The 19300-nt window shown below is 68.4% G+C and carries 22 protein-coding genes and 1 other RNA gene; 10 read left to right on the forward strand and 13 right to left on the reverse strand.

The window, feature by feature from the left end; genetic code table 11:
• Positions 1-27: 27 nt before the first annotated feature.
• Both glyA and rpiB read right to left on the reverse strand, forming a co-directional pair.
• Positions 28-1338: a serine hydroxymethyltransferase gene (glyA, locus tag JUB11_RS03390; RefSeq protein ID WP_207456167.1), complete on the reverse strand. Its 1311-nt coding sequence runs from the start codon at positions 1336-1338 to the stop codon at positions 28-30.
• Between the two features lie 77 nt (positions 1339-1415).
• The gene (gene rpiB / locus JUB11_RS03395) at positions 1416-1853 is read right to left on the reverse strand and encodes a ribose 5-phosphate isomerase B (protein WP_207456168.1); all 438 of its coding nucleotides are present in this window, start codon (positions 1851-1853) and stop codon (positions 1416-1418) included.
• Positions 1854-2347: 494 nt separating this feature from the next.
• Between rpiB and JUB11_RS03400 the strand changes: the two genes are divergently transcribed.
• Entirely contained in the window at positions 2348-2770 is a 423-nt protein-coding gene (locus JUB11_RS03400) for a MucR family transcriptional regulator (protein WP_207456169.1), read from the forward strand.
• A 123-nt stretch (positions 2771-2893) separates the two neighbouring features.
• Here JUB11_RS03400 and JUB11_RS03405 read toward each other — a convergent pair whose 3' ends face one another.
• Both JUB11_RS03405 and JUB11_RS03410 read right to left on the reverse strand, forming a co-directional pair.
• Positions 2894-3226 carry a hypothetical protein gene (locus JUB11_RS03405; protein WP_207456170.1) on the reverse strand — a complete coding sequence of 111 codons (333 nt, stop codon included), beginning with the start codon at positions 3224-3226 and terminating at the stop codon, positions 2894-2896.
• 141 nt (positions 3227-3367) lie between these two features.
• Positions 3368-3574 (reverse strand): hypothetical protein, encoded by a 207-nt coding sequence (locus JUB11_RS03410; RefSeq protein WP_207456171.1) that lies wholly within the window; start codon positions 3572-3574, stop codon positions 3368-3370.
• 184 nt (positions 3575-3758) lie between these two features.
• On the opposite strand from JUB11_RS03410, the gene JUB11_RS03415 reads away from it, so the two are divergent.
• From JUB11_RS03415 to JUB11_RS03435, 5 genes are all read left to right on the forward strand, one after another.
• Entirely contained in the window at positions 3759-4271 is a 513-nt protein-coding gene (locus tag JUB11_RS03415) for a ferritin-like domain-containing protein (RefSeq protein ID WP_207456172.1), read from the forward strand.
• 155 nt (positions 4272-4426) lie between these two features.
• On the forward strand, positions 4427-4849 hold the full coding sequence (locus JUB11_RS03420) for a hypothetical protein (RefSeq protein WP_207456173.1): 423 nt from the start codon (positions 4427-4429) through the stop codon (positions 4847-4849).
• A 59-nt stretch (positions 4850-4908) separates the two neighbouring features.
• The gene (locus JUB11_RS03425; protein WP_207456175.1) at positions 4909-5337 is read left to right on the forward strand and encodes a hypothetical protein; all 429 of its coding nucleotides are present in this window, start codon (positions 4909-4911) and stop codon (positions 5335-5337) included.
• A gap of 25 nt (positions 5338-5362) precedes the next feature.
• Entirely contained in the window at positions 5363-5812 is a 450-nt protein-coding gene (locus tag JUB11_RS03430) for a DUF488 domain-containing protein (protein ID WP_348771345.1), read from the forward strand.
• 13 nt (positions 5813-5825) lie between these two features.
• Positions 5826-6275, forward strand: coding sequence for a GNAT family N-acetyltransferase (locus JUB11_RS03435; RefSeq protein WP_207456178.1), 450 nt, complete (start codon positions 5826-5828; stop codon positions 6273-6275).
• Positions 6276-6290: 15 nt separating this feature from the next.
• On the opposite strand, the gene JUB11_RS03440 is transcribed toward JUB11_RS03435, so the two are convergent.
• The 4 genes from JUB11_RS03440 to hflK form a co-directional block, all read right to left on the reverse strand.
• Positions 6291-7862 (reverse strand): tetratricopeptide repeat protein, encoded by a 1572-nt coding sequence (locus tag JUB11_RS03440; protein WP_207456179.1) that lies wholly within the window; start codon positions 7860-7862, stop codon positions 6291-6293.
• On the reverse strand, positions 7859-9298 hold the full coding sequence (locus JUB11_RS03445; RefSeq protein WP_207456387.1) for a DegQ family serine endoprotease: 1440 nt from the start codon (positions 9296-9298) through the stop codon (positions 7859-7861). The genes JUB11_RS03440 and JUB11_RS03445 overlap by 4 nt, the downstream gene beginning before the upstream one ends.
• 429 nt (positions 9299-9727) lie before the next feature.
• The gene (hflC, locus tag JUB11_RS03450; protein ID WP_207456180.1) at positions 9728-10687 is read right to left on the reverse strand and encodes a protease modulator HflC; all 960 of its coding nucleotides are present in this window, start codon (positions 10685-10687) and stop codon (positions 9728-9730) included.
• Between the two features lie 13 nt (positions 10688-10700).
• Complete coding sequence (gene hflK, locus JUB11_RS03455) at positions 10701-11915, reverse strand: FtsH protease activity modulator HflK (RefSeq protein ID WP_207456181.1); 1215 nt, start codon at positions 11913-11915, stop codon at positions 10701-10703.
• Positions 11916-12082: 167 nt separating this feature from the next.
• Here hflK and apbC point away from each other — a divergent pair, with 167 nt between their 5' ends.
• Complete coding sequence (gene apbC, locus JUB11_RS03460) at positions 12083-13270, forward strand: iron-sulfur cluster carrier protein ApbC (protein WP_207456182.1); 1188 nt, start codon at positions 12083-12085, stop codon at positions 13268-13270.
• A 46-nt stretch (positions 13271-13316) separates the two neighbouring features.
• On the opposite strand, the gene JUB11_RS03465 is transcribed toward apbC, so the two are convergent.
• From JUB11_RS03465 to JUB11_RS03475, 3 genes are read right to left on the reverse strand one after another with little or no spacing between them, the layout of a single operon-like run.
• Positions 13317-14114, reverse strand: coding sequence for an ABC transporter ATP-binding protein (locus JUB11_RS03465; protein WP_207456185.1), 798 nt, complete (start codon positions 14112-14114; stop codon positions 13317-13319).
• Positions 14111-14992, reverse strand: coding sequence for an ABC transporter permease (locus JUB11_RS03470; RefSeq protein ID WP_207456186.1), 882 nt, complete (start codon positions 14990-14992; stop codon positions 14111-14113). The genes JUB11_RS03465 and JUB11_RS03470 overlap by 4 nt, the downstream gene beginning before the upstream one ends.
• On the reverse strand, positions 14989-15963 hold the full coding sequence (locus JUB11_RS03475; protein ID WP_207456187.1) for an ABC transporter substrate-binding protein: 975 nt from the start codon (positions 15961-15963) through the stop codon (positions 14989-14991). The genes JUB11_RS03470 and JUB11_RS03475 overlap by 4 nt, the downstream gene beginning before the upstream one ends.
• Before the next feature lie 154 nt (positions 15964-16117).
• Here JUB11_RS03475 and JUB11_RS03480 point away from each other — a divergent pair, with 154 nt between their 5' ends.
• Positions 16118-16495 carry a DUF983 domain-containing protein gene (locus JUB11_RS03480; RefSeq protein WP_207456188.1) on the forward strand — a complete coding sequence of 126 codons (378 nt, stop codon included), beginning with the start codon at positions 16118-16120 and terminating at the stop codon, positions 16493-16495.
• Positions 16496-16563: 68 nt separating this feature from the next.
• Here JUB11_RS03480 and thyX read toward each other — a convergent pair whose 3' ends face one another.
• Positions 16564-17502 (reverse strand): FAD-dependent thymidylate synthase, encoded by a 939-nt coding sequence (gene thyX / locus JUB11_RS03485; protein ID WP_207456189.1) that lies wholly within the window; start codon positions 17500-17502, stop codon positions 16564-16566.
• Between the two features lie 87 nt (positions 17503-17589).
• Between thyX and ssrA the strand changes: the two genes are divergently transcribed.
• Both ssrA and JUB11_RS03495 read left to right on the forward strand, forming a co-directional pair.
• Positions 17590-17951: a transfer-messenger RNA gene (gene ssrA / locus JUB11_RS03490) on the forward strand.
• Between the two features lie 46 nt (positions 17952-17997).
• Positions 17998-18492: a ClpXP protease specificity-enhancing factor SspB gene (locus tag JUB11_RS03495; RefSeq protein ID WP_207456190.1), complete on the forward strand. Its 495-nt coding sequence runs from the start codon at positions 17998-18000 to the stop codon at positions 18490-18492.
• 90 nt (positions 18493-18582) lie between these two features.
• Here JUB11_RS03495 and JUB11_RS03500 read toward each other — a convergent pair whose 3' ends face one another.
• The gene (locus JUB11_RS03500; RefSeq protein ID WP_247886811.1) at positions 18583-19293 is read right to left on the reverse strand and encodes a COQ9 family protein; all 711 of its coding nucleotides are present in this window, start codon (positions 19291-19293) and stop codon (positions 18583-18585) included.
• Between the last annotated feature and the right edge of the window lie 7 nt (positions 19294-19300).

Genomic DNA, 19300 nt, shown 5'->3' on the forward strand with positions numbered 1-19300 from the left:
GCCTCTCTCAGGCTGGGCCGCGAGGGCTCAGAGCGTCGGGTAGATGGGGAAGCGGCGGCACAGTTCCCGCACGCGGCCGCGCACGGCCTGCTCCACCGCCGCGTTGTCGCCCGAGTTGCTGGCGGCGAGACCGTCCAGCGTCTCCACGATCATGCGGCCGACCTCCTCGAACTCGGCCACGCCGAAGCCGCGGGTGGTCGCCGCCGGGCTGCCCAGACGGACGCCGGAGGTGATCATCGGCTTTTGCGGGTCGAAGGGCACGCCGTTCTTGTTGCAGGTCATGCCGGCATGCTCCAGGCTCGCCTCGGCGGCCTTGCCGGTGAGGTTCTTCGGGCGCAGGTCCACCAGCACGATGTGGCTGTCGGTGCCGCCCGAAACGATGTCGAGGCCGCCCGCCACCAGCACGCGGGCGAGCGCCTGGGCGTTGTCGACCACCGCCTGGGCGTAGACCTTGAACTCGGGGCGCAGCGCCTCGGCGAAGGCAACCGCCTTGCCGGCGATGACGTGCATCAGCGGGCCGCCCTGAAGGCCCGGGAAGACCGCCGAGTTGATCTTCTTGGCGATCTCCTCGCTGTTGGTCAGCACCATGCCGCCGCGCGGGCCACGCAGGGTCTTGTGGGTGGTGGTGGTCGCCACGTCCGCGTAGGGGAAGGGGTTCGGGTACACGCCCGCGGCGATCAGGCCGGCGTAGTGGGCCATGTCCACCATGAAGATCGCCCCGACCTCGTCGGCGATGGCGCGGAAGCGCTGGTAGTCGAGCACGCGCGGGTAGGCCGAGCCGCCGGCGATGATGAGCTTCGGCTTGTGCTCGCGCGCCAGCCGCTCGACCTCGTCGAAGTCGATCAGGTGGTCGTCGCGGCGCACGCCGTACTGGACCGCCTTGAACCACTTGCCGGACATGTTGGGGGCAGCACCGTGCGTCAGGTGGCCGCCGGCGGCCAGCGACATGCCGAGCACCGTGTCGCCGGGCTGGAGCAGGGCCAGCAGGACCGCCTGGTTGGCCTGGCTTCCGGAGTTCGGCTGGACGTTGGCGAAGCTGCAGCCGAACAGCTTGCAGGCGCGTTCGATCGCCAGCGTCTCGGCGACGTCCACATACTCGCAGCCGCCGTAGTAGCGGCGGCCCGGATAGCCTTCGGCGTACTTGTTCGTCAGGACCGAGCCCTGGGCTTCCAGCACCGCCTGGGAGACGATGTTCTCGGAGGCGATCAGCTCGATCTGGTCCTGCTGGCGGACCAGTTCGTCGCGCACCGCGCGGGCGAGTTCGGGATCCGTCTCGGCGAGCGAAGCGGCGAAGAAGCGGCCGATCTCGGCTTGGTGGGCGGCGGTGCTGGCGGTCATGGGAAGCAGTCCTCGTTCACTCGGTCAGTCGTGTGTCTTGTTGCCGGTCCCGGTGCGCCGGACCGGCCGCTGTCGTCTCAGCCCATCTTGGCGATGCGGCGGCTGTGCCGCTCGCCGCCTTCGAACTCCGTCGCCAGGAAGGCGGCGACGCAATCCTTGGCGACCTCGATTCCGATCACCCGGGCGCCGAGCGCCAGCACGTTGGCGTCGTTGTGCCCGCGCGCCAGGCGCGCCGTGGTCATGTCGTGGGCCAGCGCCGCGCGCACGCCTGGATGGCGGTTCGCGGCGATGCTGATGCCGATGCCCGTGCCGCAGATCAGGACGCCGCGCTCGGCCCGGCCCTCGGTGACCGCCGCGGCCATGGCGGCGGCGAAGTCCGGGTAATCCACCGATTCCGTGCCGTTGGTGCCGAGATCGATCACCTCATGGCCGAGTCCGCCCAGCCAGGTCTTCAGCTGGGCTTTCATTTCGATTCCCGCATGGTCGGAGGCGATCGCAAGGGTGCGGACGGTCATGGGGCGGAACTCCTGGCGGGCAATGTCGGGCCGGATCGCCCCAGGTCGAAGGCAAGGGGGACCGGCGGGTCGCGTGGAAACTACCAGATATCGGCAGAAATCGCCAGACAAGCACAACGCACGGGGCATTTGTGCCCTGCGCGGGGATCGGTCCGGCCATGCGATGGAAAAACAACCGGCGCGGCTCGCCTTTTCGTTGCTTTCTCCGACAGAGTAAGCAGGGCTTATGCAAGATTATAGAGGGTAGCGGCGCGCAATGACGATGCGGCGCGGCATTGCGCCCTCCTGTTTCCCGCCACTACATATGCGCTAATGACAGGTTCGGGTCCTCAACAGGGCGCCGGCTTTGAACCGTGTCTAGTTCGTGACACTGTCGTCAGTTCTGCCGCCAGAATAAACAGTATTTTCCAGGACCCCTGAAACGTATTGACAGACAAATCACGGTGTGCAACTTGAATGCTATCGAATTAAAGAATTAACCAGGAATTTAGGCAATGAGTGACCAGCTTCGCTCCGATCTGCCCGAGGATGCGCTGCTGCGGATGACGGCTGACATCGTTTCGGCGTATGTCAGCAAGAACGCGCTGCCAGCCCAGCAGATCCCCGAGGTCATCAACACCGTCTATTCGTCCCTGACCGGCCTGACCGGCGAGCCCGCCGACCTGCCGGCGGAGCCGCTGAAGCCCGCCGTTCCCATCCGCAAGTCGGTCACGCCCGAGTACATCGTCTGCCTCGAAGACGGCAAGAAGCTGAAGATGCTGAAGCGGCATCTTCGGTCGACCTACAACATGTCGCCGGACGAGTACCGGGCCCGCTGGGGCCTGCCGGCCGACTATCCCATGGTCGCTCCCAACTACGCCGCCCAGCGGTCGGAGTTCGCGAAGCGAATCGGGCTGGGCCGCAGCCGCGGCGAGTGAGCGCGGGACGTCGGTGCCGAAGGCGCCGACGCCTTAAGGAAAGGGCCGGCCCAGCAATGGACCGGCCCTTTCCTTATGCGGCGCGTCTCCCGGGATCCGGATCATGATCCGGATCGGGTCCCGTCAGCCGCACTGCTTGCCGCCGGACAGATGGCAATTGAAGCGTTCGACGTTGCGCGTCATTTCCTGCCCGGTGGAGATGTTCTCCGCGTTGAGGCAGTTCAGATAGGCCATGGTCTTGTCGATGTAGTCCTTCACCTCGGACTGGCAGCTCGACATGCGGTCCGCGCTGACGAAGGTCGTGCTGTCCGACATGCACATTGGAACGCCGGGCTTCACGCAGAGCGTGGAAACCGTCGCCGGCCCCGCCGCAGCCGCGGTGCCGGCCATCATCCCGAGCCCGAGAAGCCCAATTCCCAGCCCCAGGATGGCCGGCCGCAGAACCGCGCAACGCATATCGTCATCTCCCCTCGGCTGTGGCCGCCACGGCGGCCTCCAAGCGTTCAGAGCGCGTCTTTTACAGAGCTTGCGCCGCTCGCGCCAGCCTCCTGCGGCCAACTGTCCCAGCCAGGGTTGCAGGAGAATGTCCGGAGCGTCTCAGCGGCCCGCCTTCTTCTGCTCCGCCTCGCGCTTCAGGACGAAGCGCAGCTTGTTCACGGCCGTCCGCGTCAGCAGCTCGCGGCTGCCGGTCGCCGGGCCGGCGACCGACACCTCTCGGCCCGTCTTGGGGTCGATGGCGATCGCCTTCATGTAGTTGCCGATCCGCTGGTACTCGATCAGGACCTCGCCGTCGCCATCCGCCATGTCCGCCTCCAATCCTCACGCCGTACCCGAACGCCGGTCCGGCCCATCTTGTCGGCGGTGCGGTAAAGGCACCGTGAAGCTTTCGTGTCCGCCCGCCGCACCGTCGTTTTCCCCGGAACCCGATCCGGCCTGCCGTGTTCTGGATGGCACCAGTCCAAACCCGCACGAAGGCACGGAGCAGAACATGGCGACCAAGACGATGCAGGACCTTCTCATCGAGGATCTGCGCGACATCTACCATGCCGAGAAGCAGATCGCGAGGGCGCTGCCGAAGCTTGCCAAGGCGGTCCAGTCCGAGACGCTGCGCCAAGCTTTCGAACAGCATGTCGAAGAGACCAAGGGCCAGATCGAGCGCCTCGAGCAGGTCTTCGAGGAACTGGACACCCGCACCCGCGGCAAGCATTGCGACGCGATGGAAGGCCTGATCAGCGAGGCCCGCGAGATCCTGGAGATGGGCCTGGAGCCCGAGGTCCAGGACGCCGCCCTCGTCGCCGCCGCGCAGAAGATCGAACATTACGAGATCGCCAGCTACGGCACGCTGCACGCCTACGCTACGGCCTGCGGCCTGGAGAAGGTCGCCCAGCTCCTCGAGGAGACCTTGAACGAGGAGAAGAGCACGGACCAGAAGCTGAACAAACTGGCCATCGGCGACATCAACAAGAAGGCCCTGGCGGTGAGCGGCAAGAAGGCCGCCTGATCGCCCGAGCCACCGGCTCGCCGAAACGAAGCACGGACGCCTTCCCGGCCGGGGAGGCGTCCGTTTTCCGTTGGGCCTGCCCGCCATTGAACGGAGGAGGCCGAGCCGGTAGAGTCGCGGACGTTCACGCCATTCCTTTTCGCCGGTACCGGTCCATGCGCATCATCTCCTCCGCCGGTCTGTTCGGCCTTGCGCTGACCGCCGCTCTCAGCGCGCCGTCCGCAGCATGGGCGGCGGAAGGTCCGGCCCCCCTGCCGCCGTCGGTGAAGATCAAGCCGCTCCTGGTTCCGGTGATCGCCGCCGGACGCATCGAGCGGTACACCCAGTTCGAGGTCATGCTGGAGGTGGGAGACGCGACCCGGCTGGGCGAGGTGCAGGTCAAGCTGCCCAAGCTGCACGACGCGATCCTGTCGGCCGTCTACCATGGCGTCGGGGAAGGCTGGATCGTCCGCGGCAACATCGCCAATCTGCCCGCCCTGCGCCGCATGATCGACGAGTCCAACACGAAGCTGATGGGCAAGGACGTGATCACGCGGATCATGATCACGCCGGTGGCGCGCCAGTCCTCGCTTCCCTGACCAACCCCGGCGCGGAAGACCGCCTTCCCCAAGAACCTCAGGACGTAGAGAGGATAGCGATGAGCGTGATCTACGTGGCGCGCAGCGCCGCGTTGTCGAAATGGGCGTCCGATGTCGGACAGGGCAAGCACGTCTTCAAGCTCGGCCTCGCCGAGGGCGACGCGGAGGCGAAGGCCGCGGTCGCGGCCGGTTGGGCCGGGGAGCAGGACTGGAAGATCGTGGCCACCCGCGAGGCCGAGGGCATCGCGGAGGAGGATCTCTTCGCCCGCCTTGGGCGAAAGGAAAAGGCCATCGACCCGACCTACTACCCGAAGCTCAAGGGCACGCCGGGTGTGTTCCGGATCAATCTCGTCAACGTGCAGAACAGCCTGCTGGTGGCAAAGGCCATGTCGTCGGAGGAGCCGTTGGCCGACGTCAAGGCCAAGCCGAAGGACATCGCCGACTACATGATCCGCAACGCCCTTCCCGCCCAGGCGTCCGATGAGTGACGGGGCGACGCCTCAAAAGCCTGCGGTGAAGGACACGCCGGTCGTCTTCACGATCGGCTACGAACGCGCGTCGCTCGACGGCGTGCTCGCCGCCCTGCGGGAGCGGGGTGTCGCCGTCGTTCTGGACGTGCGCGAGCTGCCGCTGTCGCGCCGCGCCGGCTTTTCCAAGCGGCAGCTCGCCGCCGGGCTGGAGGAGGCGGGAATCGGCTACGTCCATCTGAAGGGGCTCGGCACGCCCAAGGAAGGGCGGGTCGCCGCGCATCAGGGGGAAATGGACCGCTTCTGGGACATCGTCGAATCGAAGATGGCGACGCCGGAGGCGGAGCACGACCTGCAGCGCGCGGCCACCATCGCGCGCGAGAAGCCCGCCTGCCTTCTGTGCTACGAGGCGGACGCCCATGTCTGCCACCGCGCCCGCGTCGCCCGCGCGCTGACCGAACGCTTCGGCTTCCGGGTCGAAGACTTGAGCGTCTAGGAGTCACCCGCCCATGCGTTTCCAGTGGTCCACCTTCGCCGAGCTGTCCACGCCGGACCTCCACGAACTGCTGATGCTGCGGAGCAGCGTTCTGGTGGTGGAGCAGGCGTCGCCCTACCCCGACATCGACGGCAAGGATCCGGCCAGCCATCACCTGCGGCTTTGGGTGGAGGGCCATCCCGGCCTGGCCGGCTGCGCCCGTTGCCTGGGGCCGGACCTCGTCGCGGGCGGCGTCGCCTTCGGGCGGCTGGCGCTGGCGCCCGGTCTGCGGCGGCACGGCTATGGCCGCGCCCTGGTGGCCGAGGCGCTCCGCTTCCTGGAGGAGCGCTGGCCGGGCCAGGACGTGGTGATCGGCGCCCAGGCCTATCTGGAGGAGTTCTATGGGTCCTTCGGCTTCCGCCGCGAGGGCGACCTCTACGACGATGTCGGCATCCCGCATTACGACATGCGGCTGCGCCGGTAAGGATCTCAAGGAGGTTCAAGTGTCCTTGATGCAAGCGCCCACATGGGTGAAGGCGAAGCGCGCATCGATCGGCACCTCCGGAAAGGGACAACCGTGCGGCGCGTGCGCGCTGTCATGCACGAGGCAGCGGCCCTCGATCAGCGGCCAGACGAACCGCCCGAGGAAACGCTGGTCCTGAAGACGCCCGCCATCGAGGGAGGCGACGCCGCGCACCAACGGCGCCAACGGTGGCAACATCCCGGCGCGGCCACCCCACATGCCGGCCAATATCAGGTCCGTGTGCATGATGTGATCGCGCATGACGTGAAAGGGCAAGCCGGAGGCGACCCATTCGTCCACCGCCGCCCGTTCCCGGCTGTTCAGGCGGGAGTCGGCGTCCCGGCAGAGAAAAAGACCGACCGCCGGATCGTCGGAAGCGAGAAAGCGCCAGTACAGGCCCTGTGACGGACCGCTGCCCGCCTCCATGGCGATCAGTTCGGCGCTCAATCCGGCGAGTTCCTGGAGAACGGCTTCCGGCACGGAATCGTCATGATAGATGCGGCAGGTCCAGCCCGGATAGAATTCCGCCGTGAGCCGCGCGTTCTCGATCGCTCCCCGTGTGTAGATGGAGGATTGTCCCCACAGGCTGAAGGCAATGACCCGCTTCGAGCCGCCTGCGGACGCGGAAGCCCGGAGAAGTTTAAGGCCCGGCGGAGCCCTCATTGCCTCCCGCTTCTTCCAGGCGAGAAGATCGTTGGCCACGCGCGTTGCCTCGCCAAACCGGCCGGCATGATAGAGGGTCGCGACGAGGTGCTCCCGCGTGTCGAGATGGTCCGGCTCGATCACGGCGGCGCGCCCGAAGAGCATGGCGGCCTCGGCCATCGAACCGGCCTTGAGGCGTGCCGATCCGGCGTTGTAGTGCAGGCGGTGCGATGACGGAACGGCAAGCAGCGCGGCCCGGTATGCCGCCGCCGCCGCCGCCCACGCTCCCTGGTCGTAGCAGGCATCGCCCAGGCCGGAGAGCGCGCCCACGTCATCGGGCTGCAAGGCAAGAGCTTCGCGGAAAGCCGCCGCGGCATTCGCGGGGCTGGCGGCGTTCAAATGATGGCGTCCCTGGTCACGGAGAAGCTCGGCCAGCTGGCCGGACAGGGCTTTCGCGCCGTGCGCGACGGCCTTGCGGAAGGCGTCGACAGCGGCTTCGGTCCGGCCGGCGGCGAGCAGCAGCTTGCCATGATTGGCGTGAAATTCGGCGGACTCCGGCCGCAGGAGAACGGCCTGGGAAAGACGAGCCAATCCGGCGTCGAGCCGCCCCGACTGCCCGAGCAGGAGCCCGGAAAGATGAAGCGCGTCCGGGTTCTTCGGATCGACGGCGAGCACGCGGTCGTAAAGGGTTTCCGCTTCGGCGATGCGCCCGGCGCATTGCAGGTCGAAGGCCAGCAGGATCGCTTCAGATACGGTCGCCATGCCGGATAAGTAGCACAAAGCCGGACGCTGAACAGCCGGCCTCCACGGTCTGTATGCGGCGCACGGACGGAAAAACGGCGCCGGGATCTCCCCCGACGCCGTTTTCTGTTCCTGTGCTCTGACGGTTCGGGGCGGACCCGTCAACCAAGCGGCACGGCCACGAAGCGCAGGTCGCCCTGGCGATCGACCAGAAGCAGGATGGACTTCTTGCCCTGCTGCTTGGCCTGGTCGATGCGGGACTTCACGTCCTCCGGCTTGGTGACGGCCTCCTGGCCCACCTCGATTATGACGTCGCCGGGGCGCACGCCCTTCTCGCCGGCGGTCGAGCCGCCCTGCACGTCGGTCACGACCACGCCGTTCAGTTCCGGCTTGATTTCGAACCGCTGGCGCAGTTCCGGGGTGATGCCGGTCAGCTTGAGCCCCAGCACCTCGGTCGAGGACGGGGTGGCGGGCTGCGGGGCCTCCGGGACGTTGGCGAGCAGGCCGGATTCCTCGGCCGCTTCCAGCTCGCCCACCTCCACCTGGAGGCTGAGCTTCTTGCCCTTGCGCCACACTTCGACGGGGACGGCCTTGTCGATGGGGGTCTCGGCGACGACGCGCGGCAGGCGGCGCATCTCGTCGATCTCCTTGCCGTCGAACTTGGCGACGACGTCGCCGGCCTGGATGCCCGCCTTCGCGGCCGGGCCGTCCGGCGTGATCGAGGCGACGAGCGCGCCCTTGTGGGCCTGGAGGCCGAGGCTCTCCGCGATCTCCGGCGTCACCGCCTGGATGCGCACGCCGAGCCAGCCGCGGCGGGTCTTGCCATAGTCGCGGAGCTGCGCCACGACCTGCTTGGCGAGGTTCGCCGGGATGGCGAAGCCGATGCCGACCGAGCCGCCCGTCGGCGAGAAGATCGCCGTGTTGATGCCGATGACCTCGCCGTTCAGGTTGAACATCGGGCCGCCGGAATTGCCGCGGTTGATCGAGGCGTCGGTCTGCAGGAAGTCGTCGTAGGGGCCGGCGTTGATGTCGCGCTGGCGGGCCGAGATGATGCCGGCCGTCACCGAGCCGCCGAGGCCGAACGGGTTGCCGATGGCCAGCACCCAGTCGCCGACGCGCATGGCGTCGCTGTCGCCGAAGGGAACGGCGACGAGCGGGTGGTTGGTCTTGATCTTCAGCAGGGCCAGGTCGGTCTTGCTGTCGCGGCCGACCAGCTCGGCCTTGATGTTGGTGTCGTCCTGGAGGATGACCGTGATCTCGTCGGCGTCCTGGATGACGTGGTTGTTGGTGACCACGTAGCCGTTCTGCGCGTCGATGATGAAGCCGGAGCCGAGCGAGGTGGACCGGCGTTGCGGCTGGTCCTGCTGCTGCTGGCGGTCGAAGAAGTCCTTGAAGAACTCCTCGAACGGGGAGCCCGGCGGGAACTGGGGCATCTCGGGCCGCTGGCCGGGGGCGCCCGGCGGGCCGCCCTGCGGACGCTGCGGAGCCGCCTGGCTGGTGGAAATGTTGACCACCGCGGGCAGGAGCTTTTCGGCGAGGTCGGCGAAGCTCGTCGGCGCCGGGCGCGACTGCGCCGCGGCGGGGCTGCTGACGGCCGTCATCAGACCCCAGAGGAGAGCCGCGATCAGCGGAAGGACACCCGCCCAGAAGACCAGGCGGTTGCGACGATCGTCGGCGACCGCGACCCGGACGGCGTGCTTGGTTCGATGGTGACGATTCAACTCAACTCTCCCTGCCGGACGTCCCGCCGGTCATCTGCGGAACGCGTGCCGCGGCGGCCATGCACACCCGTTTTCAACAGCGGATGTAGGCGTCGCGTCGCGCCGCTTCAAGCAACGGTGTCCGGACCCGAACACAGGTTTGTCCGCAAACCGGATCATCGTCCGAATATGCGGTGACGAGTATGGCTGGAAAATGGCGCCTTGGTCCATATGTCGCACGGCCGAACGGGCGCTGCAAAACGGAAGGAAGCGCCCTTCCCGGCGCCGTTTCCGGCGCTGAAAAGGGCGCTTCCCGTCCGGTCGGGCCGATCAGGGCGTCGACGGCGGCGCCATGGCGGGAGCCGCTGCCGGAGCGGCCGCCGTGCCGGGGCCCGCGGCGGGGCCGCTGGCCGCACCGCCGGTTCCGCCGCCGGTGATGTCGCCGAAGTAGCGGAAGAACTCGCCGGTCGGGGAGAGGACCAGGGTGGTGTCGTCCTGGTTCAGCGAGTTCCGGTAGGCCTCCAGCGTCCGGTAGAAGCTGTAGAACTGCGGGTCGGCGGAGGTCGCCGAGCCGATCAGCTTCAAGGCCTGATTGTCGCCTTCGCCGCGCAGGATCTGCGAGTCGCGCTGCGCCTCGGCCAGGATGACCGTGCGCTCGCGCTCGGCGCGGGAGCGGATCTGCTGCGCCTGTTCCTGGCCCTGGGCGCGGGCCTCGGAGGCCTCGCGCTCACGTTCCGAGCGCATGCGGGCGAAGATCGCCTGGCTGGTTTCCTCCGGCAGGTCGGCGCGGCGGATGCGGACGTCGACGATCTCCACGCCCAGCCGCTGGGCGTCGTTGTTCACCTGCGTGCGGATCTCGTTCATGACGCGGGTCCGCTCGTCCGACAGCACGGCCAGCAGCGTGACGCTGCCGAGCACGCGGCGCAGGGCCGAATTGACCGTCGCGTTCATCCGCGTCTCGGCGATCGCCTCGGTTCCCACCGTCTGGTAGAAGCGCAGGGGATCGGTGATCCGGTAGCGGGCGAAGGCGTCCACGTCCAGGCGCTTCTGGTCGGCCAGGATCACCTGCTCGACCGGGGGGTCGAGGTCGAGGACGCGCCGGTCGAGCATCCGGACTTCCTGGATGAAGGGGATCTTCGCCTTCAGGCCGGGCTCCTGGATGACGCGCACCGGCTCGCCGAACTGGAGGAGGAGCGCCTGCTGCGCCTCGTTCACGGTGAACAGGGACGAGGCGGCGATGATGGCGCCCAGGACGGCGGCGACGCCGCCGACGACAAGAGTTCGGTTCATGGTCCGGGGCTCCTCACTGGGTCCGCTGGCTGGTCTGGGCCGGGGCCGGCGCGGTCGGCGACCGGCTGGGCACGGACTGCGGCTGCACCGCCCTGGGCTGGGACGGCGCCGGCTGGAGGTCGTTCAGCGGCAGGTAGGGCACCACGCCCTGGGCGCCCGGCGCGTTGCCGTCGATGATGATCTTGCGCGACCCGCGCAGTATGTCCTCCATCGTCTCCAGATACATGCGCTTGGCCGTCACGTCCCTGGACTGCTGGAAGGCGTCGTAGACCTTGGTGAAGCGCTCGGCGTCACCCTGCGCCAGGCTGACGACCTGCTCGCGGTAGGCCGACGCCTCCTGGATCAGCCGCTCCGCCTCGCCTCGGGCGCGCGGGATGATGTCGTTGCGGTAGGCCTCGGCCTCGTTGCGGGCGCGTTCGCGGTCGGCGCGGGCGCGCTGCACGTCGTTGAAGGCATCGATGACCGGCCGCGGAGGATCCGCCTGCTGGAGCTGGATCTGCGTGATCTCGATGCCCGCCTGGTATTCGTCCAGCATGCCCTGGAGCAGCTGGCGGGTGGAGGTCTCGATCTGCTGGCGGGCCTCGGTCAGGGCCGGCTGCAGGTCGGTGCGGCCGATGACCTCGCGCATGGCGCTCTCGGCCGCCTTCTTCACCGTCGCCTCGGGGTCGCGGATCTTGAACAGATACTCGCCCGCGTCCTTGATCACCCAGAAGACGGTGAAGTCGATGTCGATGATGTTCTCGTCACCCGTGAGCATCAGCGATTCGTCGGTGATGTCGCGCGCCCCGCTGGCGCCCTCGGGACCCGAACGGTAACCGACCTCGATCCGGTTGACGCGCGTCACCTTGGGCAGGAGCACCGTCTCGATCGGGGACGGCAGGTGGTAGCGCAGGCCCGGTTCCTCGGTGCGCGCCCACTGGCCGAACCGCAGGACCACGCCCTGCTCGTCCGCCTCGACGCGGTGGATGCCGCTGGCCAGCCAGATCACGGCGATCACCGCGGCGACGATGCCAATTCCGCGCCCGGTGCCCATGCCGCCGGGCATCACCCGCCGCAGGCTGTCCTGGCCGCGCCGCAGGATGTCCTCGAGGTCGGGGGGCTGCGGACCGCCGCCGCCACCGCCGTTTCCGCCGCCGCCCGGCGGCCGTCCCCAGGGATTCTGACCGCCACCACCCGGCGGCGACCCCCACGGTCCTCCACCACCTCCACCCTGATTGCTCCACGGCATTAGGACTGTTCCCCTCTCACGCTCGCTGCCTCACCGTCCGGATCCGTCGCGGTGCCGCCCGGAACCTTTACGATTATTGTCCACCGGCCCTATAGTGCCCATCCTTTCGGAGAGGAATCCACCGGCGGATATCCGCCAATATCGGGAATCCAGCGGAGTTTTCAACCATGGCCCAGGTCAGCGAAGCTCAAGTCCTTGACGCTCTCAGGTCCGTAATGGATCCGGAACGAGGCAAGGACATCGTCAGCCTCGGCATGCTTTCGGGTCTCACGATCCGTGACAACAACGTCGCCTTCGCCATCGAAGTGGACCCCAAGCGCGGCGCGCAGGCCGAGCCGATCCGCCACGCGGCGGAAAAAGCGGTGGACCGGATTCCCGGCGTCCTGTCGGTGACGGCGGTCCTGACCGCGCATCGCGGCGGCCCCCAGCCAGCGCAGCAGGGGCACCGGCACGACCACGGTCACGACCATGCGCACGGCCACGATCATGGGCATGATCACGGCCACGGACAGCCCGCGCAGCCGCGCGGCGGCCAGGGCGATCAGAAGGCGCTCGTGCCCGGCGTGAAGGCCATCGTCGCGGTGGCCTCGGGCAAGGGCGGCGTCGGCAAGTCCACGACGGCCAGCAACCTGGCGCTCGCCATGGCGGCCAACGGCCTGTCGGTCGGTCTGCTCGACGCCGACATCTACGGCCCCTCGATGCCGCGCATGCTCGGCATTTCCGGCCGGCCCAACAGCAGCGATGGCCGCCGGCTGGAGCCGATGGAGAATTACGGCATCAAGGTGATGTCCATGGGCTTCCTGGTGGCCGAGGACACGCCGATGATCTGGCGCGGGCCCATGGTCATGAGCGCGCTCCAGCAGATGCTGCGCGACGTGAACTGGGGCGAGCTGGACGTGCTGGTGGTGGACATGCCGCCGGGCACCGGCGACGCCCAGCTGACCATGGCGCAGCAGGTGCCGCTGGCCGGCGCGGTGATCGTCTCCACCCCGCAGGACATAGCGCTCCTCGACGCCCGCAAGGGGCTGAACATGTTCCGCCGCGTGGACGTGCCGGTCCTCGGCATCATCGAGAACATGAGCTATTTCTGCTGCCCCAACTGCAACCACCGCTCCGACATCTTCAGCCACGGCGGCGCCCGCAAGGAGGCCGAAACGCTGGGCATGGAGTTCCTGGGCGAGCTTCCGCTGCACATCGCCATCCGCGAGACCTCCGACCAAGGCCAGCCGATCGTCGTGTCGCAGCCCGAATCGGAGCACGCCAAGGTCTACCGGAACATCGCGACCCGCGTCTGGGAGAAGGTGTCCGGCAACCAGGGCCCGAAGCGCGCCGCCCCGCGCATCGTGGTGGAGTGACGGCACAAAGGCCGGAGGGGGCGGGGCCGGCGCCCGCCCCCTTCCCCTAGCCGATCAGCAGGCTGTCGTCGGTGACGTCCTCGCCGCCGCGCCGGCGCGCGAAAAGGGCGAGCAGGTCCGGCACGTCGAGGCCGGACCGCTCCCCGCCCGCCACGTCCAGCACCACCCGCCCCTCGTGCAGCATCACCGTGCGCTCGCCGAAATCGAGCGCCTGTCGCATCGAGTGGGTCACCATCAGCGCGGTCAGGCGGTTCTCCCGCACGATCCGCCGCGTCAACTCCAGCACGAAACCGGCGGTGCCCGGATCGAGCGCCGCCGTGTGCTCGTCGAGCAGCAGGATCTTCGATCCGGCGAGCGTCGCCATCAGCAGGCTGACCGCCTGACGCTGGCCGCCGGACAGCAACCCCATGCGGTCCTGCAGCCGGTCCTCCAGCCCGAGCCCGAGTTCGGCGATCCGCTCGCGGAAGCGGGCGCGCCGGCCGAAGCCCAGCGCCGGTCCCAGCCCGCGCCGCCGGCCGCGCGCGGCGGCGAGCGCCATGTTCTCCTCGATGGTCAGGCCGGCGCAGCTTCCGGCCATCGGATCCTGGAAGACCCGCGCGACCAGCCCCGCCCGCTTCGGAGCCGGCCAGCGCGTGACGTCGGCACCGTCGATGACGATGCGGCCCCGCTCCACCGGCACGTCCCCGGCGAGTGCGCCGAGGACGGTCGACTTGCCGGCCCCGTTGGAGCCGATGACCGTGACGAACTGCCCCTCGGGGATCGCCAGTTCCACACCGCGCAGGGCCTGCTTCTCCAGCGGCGTGCCGCGCCCGAAGGTGACATGAATGCCTTCGACCGCGATCATCGCACCGCTCCCTTCAGCCGCAGGCGGGGCAGGATCAGCGCCACCGCCACCAGCACCGCCGTCACGAGGTTGAGGTCGGAGGCCTGGAGGCCGATGGCGTCCGCCGACAGGGCGAACTGGACCGCCAGCCGGTAGAGGATCGACCCGACCACGCAGGCCGCCAGCGCCAGCACGAGGCGGCGCGCCGGCAGGACGGTCTCGCCCACGATGACGGCGGCGAGACCCACCACGATGGTGCCGACGCCCGTCGTCACGTCGGCGAATCCATTGGTCTGGGCGAAGAGCGCGCCGGCCAGGCCGCACAGCCCGTTCGACAGAGCCATGCCCGTGTAGATGTGCCGGTCCGTGTCCACGCCCTGCGCCCGCGCCATGCGCGGGTTGATGCCCGACGCCCGCATGGCGAGGCCGAACTCGCTCGACAGCAGCCAGGCCAGCAGCGCCACAACCAGGACCACCACCGCCAGGACCAGGAGCGGCCGCACGATGTGGTCCGGCACGCCCAGCCCGTAGAAGGGCGTCAGCACCGTGTCCTGCATCAGGATCGCCACGTTGGGGCGGCCCATCACCCGCAGGTTCACGGAAAAGAGCGCGATCATCGTCAGGATGCTGGCGAGCAGGTGCAGGATCCGGAAGCGCACGTTCAGCGTCGCCGTCACCAACCCGGCAGCCGCCCCGGCCAGGGCCGCGGCGAGGCTGGCGAGCCAGGGGTTCCCGCCGGAGACGATCATGGTGGCGGCCACGACGGCTCCCAGCGGAAAGCTTCCATCCACCGTCAGATCGGGGAAATCGAGCACGCGGAAGGACAGGTACACCCCGAGCGCCACCAGCGCGTACACCAGCCCGATCTCGACCGCCCCGAAGAGCGCGATGTCGGTCACTTGCCCACCACCTTGGCGGCGCGGGCGACCAGCGCGTCGGGCAGGGTCACGCCCATCGCCTCCGCCGCCGCCGGGTTCACGTGCAGGTCGGTGCCCTCGGCGAAGGCCGGCTTGATGGCCGACGGCTTCTCGCCCTTCAGCACGCGGGCGACGAGCGCGCCCGTCTGCTTGCCGACCTGGAAATAATTGAAGCCGAGGGAGGCGACGGTGCCGCGCGCGACGCTGTCGGTGTCGGCGGAGAAGACCGGCAGCTTCGCCTGCCGGCCGACCGCGATGACCGCCTCCAGCGCCGACACGACCGTGTTGTCCACGGGGATGTACAGCGCGTCCACCTTGCCGGCGAGGCTGCGGGCCGCCTGCTGCGCATCCGCCGATCTCGTCGCCGTGGCCTCCGCGATCGCGAGCCCCTGCCCGGCGGCGGCCGTCTTCAGCAGACCGACCAGCGTGACGGAGTTCGGCTCGCCCGGATTGTAGAGCACGCCGACGCGCTTGGCCGTGGGCAGGATCTCGCGGATCAGCGCCAGATGCTCGGCCACGGGGATGAGGTCGGAAACACCCGTGATGTTGGCGCCGGGGGCGTCCATGCTCTTCAGCAGCTGGGCGCCGACCGGGTCGGTCACGGCGGTGAAGACCACGGGGATGTCGCGGGTCGCGGCGGCGACCGCCTGGGCCGAGGGGGTGGAGATCGGAACGATCACGTCCGGACGCGCGCCCGCGAAGCCGCGGGCGATCTGGACCGCCGTGGCCGGGTTGCCCTGGGCGCTCTGGTACTCGACCTTCAGGTTTCCGCCGGGCGTGAAGCCAGCCTCCTTCAGCGCCTCCACCACGCCGTCGCGCGTCGCGTCGAGCGACGGATGCTCGACGATGGCGGTGATGGCGACGGTCTTGCTCTGGGCCAGGGCGGGCGTGGCGGATGCGGTGGCGAGGGCCGCGGCGAGGGCCGCGGCAAGCGGGAGGCGGGCGATCTTCATGGTTGGTCTCTCGAACCGGCAGGGATTTGGGCGGTAACCTGTATGGCGGCGGCCCTGCCGTCAACGCGGGACGCGACCTTACGACGCGGCGCGCCGGGATTGCCCCGTGGCGGGCCGGCGTGCGAAAAGACGGGGACGATACGAAGGATTCCTCATGTCGCTCCCCCTGGACGCCCGCCCCAAGATGTCGTCCGCCCTGCGCGGGCTGATGGGCGCCTGCCCGGCCTGCGGCCGGGGCCGGCTGATGAAGAGCTACCTGAAGCAGGTGGACCGCTGCGCCCAGTGCGGCGAGGAGTACGGCCACATGCGCGCCGACGACGCGCCGCCCTGGATGACCATCCTGATCGTCGGCCACATCGTCATTCCGGCGGTGCTGCACATGGAGCAGGCCTACCAGCCCGAATCCTGGGTGCATTTCGCCATCTGGCCGGCGCTGACGCTCGCCCTGACCATGGTGCTGCTGCCGCGCTGCAAGGGTGCCGTGCTGGGGCTGCTGTGGAGCACCGGCGCGCCCGGCTCCGAACGCGCCTGACCTCCGCCCGAGACCTCTGAAGACTGAAAGGGCGCCGGACACGGAAGCGTCCGGCGCCTGGGCAAGGCTTACTCCGGGCGGCCCAGCTGGTCCATCAGCTCGCGCCATTCGCGCTTGGACAGGCCGCTCTCCTCCTGTGTCACCCGTTCCCCGGCGAGCAGGCGGCGGACCACCTCCAGCCCGGTGCGGGAGACGTGGGTGCCGCCCATGCGGTATTCCATGAAGGCGTCGTAGACCGCCGGCACCCAGCGCCGGACGACGTCCAGCATGGCGTCGGCGTAGACCCGGATCTCGTACTGGGCATGCGGGTCGGCGCGCAGGGACAGGAAGTTCAGCAGATTGTGCAGATCCGCCTTCCAATACCATTGCGTGTAGTAGTTCAGCGTGAGGTTCATGCGCGCCAGCTCGCGGGCGAGGCCCTGGCGGTCCGGCGCGATGGCGGTGCCGTCCTCGCGCTGGTTCAGCATCTCTTCGTAATGGTCGTAGACCATGCCTGAATCCTGGCGCAGCAGGGCCAGCACGCTCGCCGCCTCCTCGCCCTCCAGCACGCCGCCGCGCCCCTGGCGGTTCACCACGGCCTGGGCGCCGAGCTGGTCCGGCGCCGGAATGTAGAATTCCCGGTCGAGGATCGAATAGCGCGCGGAATACTCGTTCACGTTCGCCATGCGGTGGCGGATCCACTGGCGCGCCACGAAGATCGGCAGCTTGACGTGGAACTTCATCTCGCACATCTCGAACGGAGTCGAGTGGCGGTGCCGCATCAGGTACTTGATGAGCCCGGCGTCCTCCGTGACCTTCTTCGTGCCCTTGCCGTAGGACACGCGCGCCGCCTGCACCACCGCCGAGTCGTCGCCCATATAGTCGATGACGCGGACGAAGCCGTGGTCGAGGACCTCCATCGGCTGGTACAGGATCTCTTCCAGCGCGGGCACGGTGGCGCGGCGCGTGGTGGCGGTGACGGCGCGCAGACGGTCGATCTCGTCTCGCTGCTCGGGCGTGATCGGCATGGGGACTCCAGAACTTCTAGCGGGGCGGCACTCTACCCCGCCCGGATCGGTCCTGCATCCCGATTATCGCAACCAGTCCCGCTCGCGCCCCTTCCCAAGGCGGGCGGGAGGCCCTATATTACACCTGTCGGTACGCCGACTATGGCGATAAACGCCTTACGGAATAAGCGTTGTGGACCCGGGGGCGGTACCCGGCGCCTCCACCAAATCATCCTTGGGCCGGCAGGTCCGGGATCGTTGGGGGCGAAATAGGATCGACACGCGTGGTAAAGGTATGGTCTTCGCCCGGCATGGTTCCGCCGTTATCGGGCCATTGCAATAGTTGCCAATGACAACGTTGCTCAGGCTCGCCTCGCTGCCTAACGGCGGCTGGTAGCCTAAATTAAATTCCCGATGGGTTGCACCTGAGGGTGGGGCCGTGGGCCGCCTAGCAACAGAAGGCCCACACTTACCCATTTGCCGTATGGCTGATCTGCCCTAAGGACCCGCTCAAGCATGCCGAGAGAGCAGCTGCGTTATGACAGGATGGTCGAGACCGCATTGCGCGGTGTTGTGCGCGATGCGCTGACTCAGGTCGCCGAACGCGGGCTTCCGGGCAACCACCATTTCTATCTGACCTTCCGGACCGGCTATCCGGGCGTCGAGATCCCCCCTTACCTGTCGTCCCAGTACCAGAACGAGATGACGATCGTCATCCAGTACCAGTATTACGGTCTGGAGGTGCACGACGACTGGTTCGAGGTCACGCTGAGCTTCAACAACGTGCATGAGCGGCTGGTCATTCCCTTCGCGGCGATCACCACCTTCGCCGACCCCTCGGTGAATTTCGCCCTGCAGTTCCAGCCGATCACCCCGGCCGAGGCCGCGGAGGTCTCCTCGATCTCGCCGCGCCAGCAGGCCGAGAGCAAGGACGAGGGCACCGACGCCAAGCCGGCCGAGGAGCCGAAGCGCGGCGAGGTCGTGACGCTGGACGCCTTCCGCAAGAAGTAAGCGCGCCCTTCTCCGGCTTGCGCAGAACCACGAAAAAGGCCTCGCACCCGACGGTGCGAGGCCTTTTTCTATTCGGGGCTCCCCCGGCCTTCAGATGCCCTCGCCCATGTGGGTGGTGATGTTCGCCGCCTGCATGCTGTCGCTGCGCTGGCGCATCTGCCGCGCGAAGCGGACGGGGCTCGGCAGGAACTGGAACAGACGCCCCATGCCCGACAGGCCCGAGGTCGCCTTGCCCACGGCCATGACGTCGGCGAGCCGGCGGTCCACGAAGGCCCAGGTTTCCCGGTGATCCTCCGACTGGTCGTCGAGCCAGTAGAAGGTCGAGGAGCTGAGAACGGCCGAGAGCAGCGCGCGCTTGCTGTAATGGTTGAAGTCGGTCGCCGTGTCGCCGGCCGCGTACCACATGGCGTCCACCGTGCGGTACAGCATGCGCAGGCCGAGCCCGAGATTCTGCGGCATGGCGAGATAGGCGATCAGGCGGCGCTTGGCCTCCTTGTGCGGCTCCAGCACCTCGAAATGGGTGCGGACGGCGAGCGAGACCCGGTCGCGGACGCGCATCTCGGCGAGCGGCTTGCTCTCCAGCTCCTCCAGCATGCGCCGGTCGGTCCAGTTGCCGAAATGCTCGACCAGCTCGGGGATGCCGCCGGGGAAGGCCCGGTGCATGGTCGCCGTGTCGTGGCCGGCCATCTGCGCGCCGTCGCGCAGGGATTGCGTGCTCCAGCCGTCGAAGATGACGTTGGGCAGAGTGGACAGCAGGATCTCGTCCCGCACAGCGTCCATGTCCATGGTCCGGTCGTCCATGATCCCG

The sequence above is a fragment of the Azospirillum sp. SYSU D00513 genome, assembly GCF_017356015.1.
Taxonomy (GTDB): domain Bacteria; phylum Pseudomonadota; class Alphaproteobacteria; order Azospirillales; family Azospirillaceae; genus Azospirillum.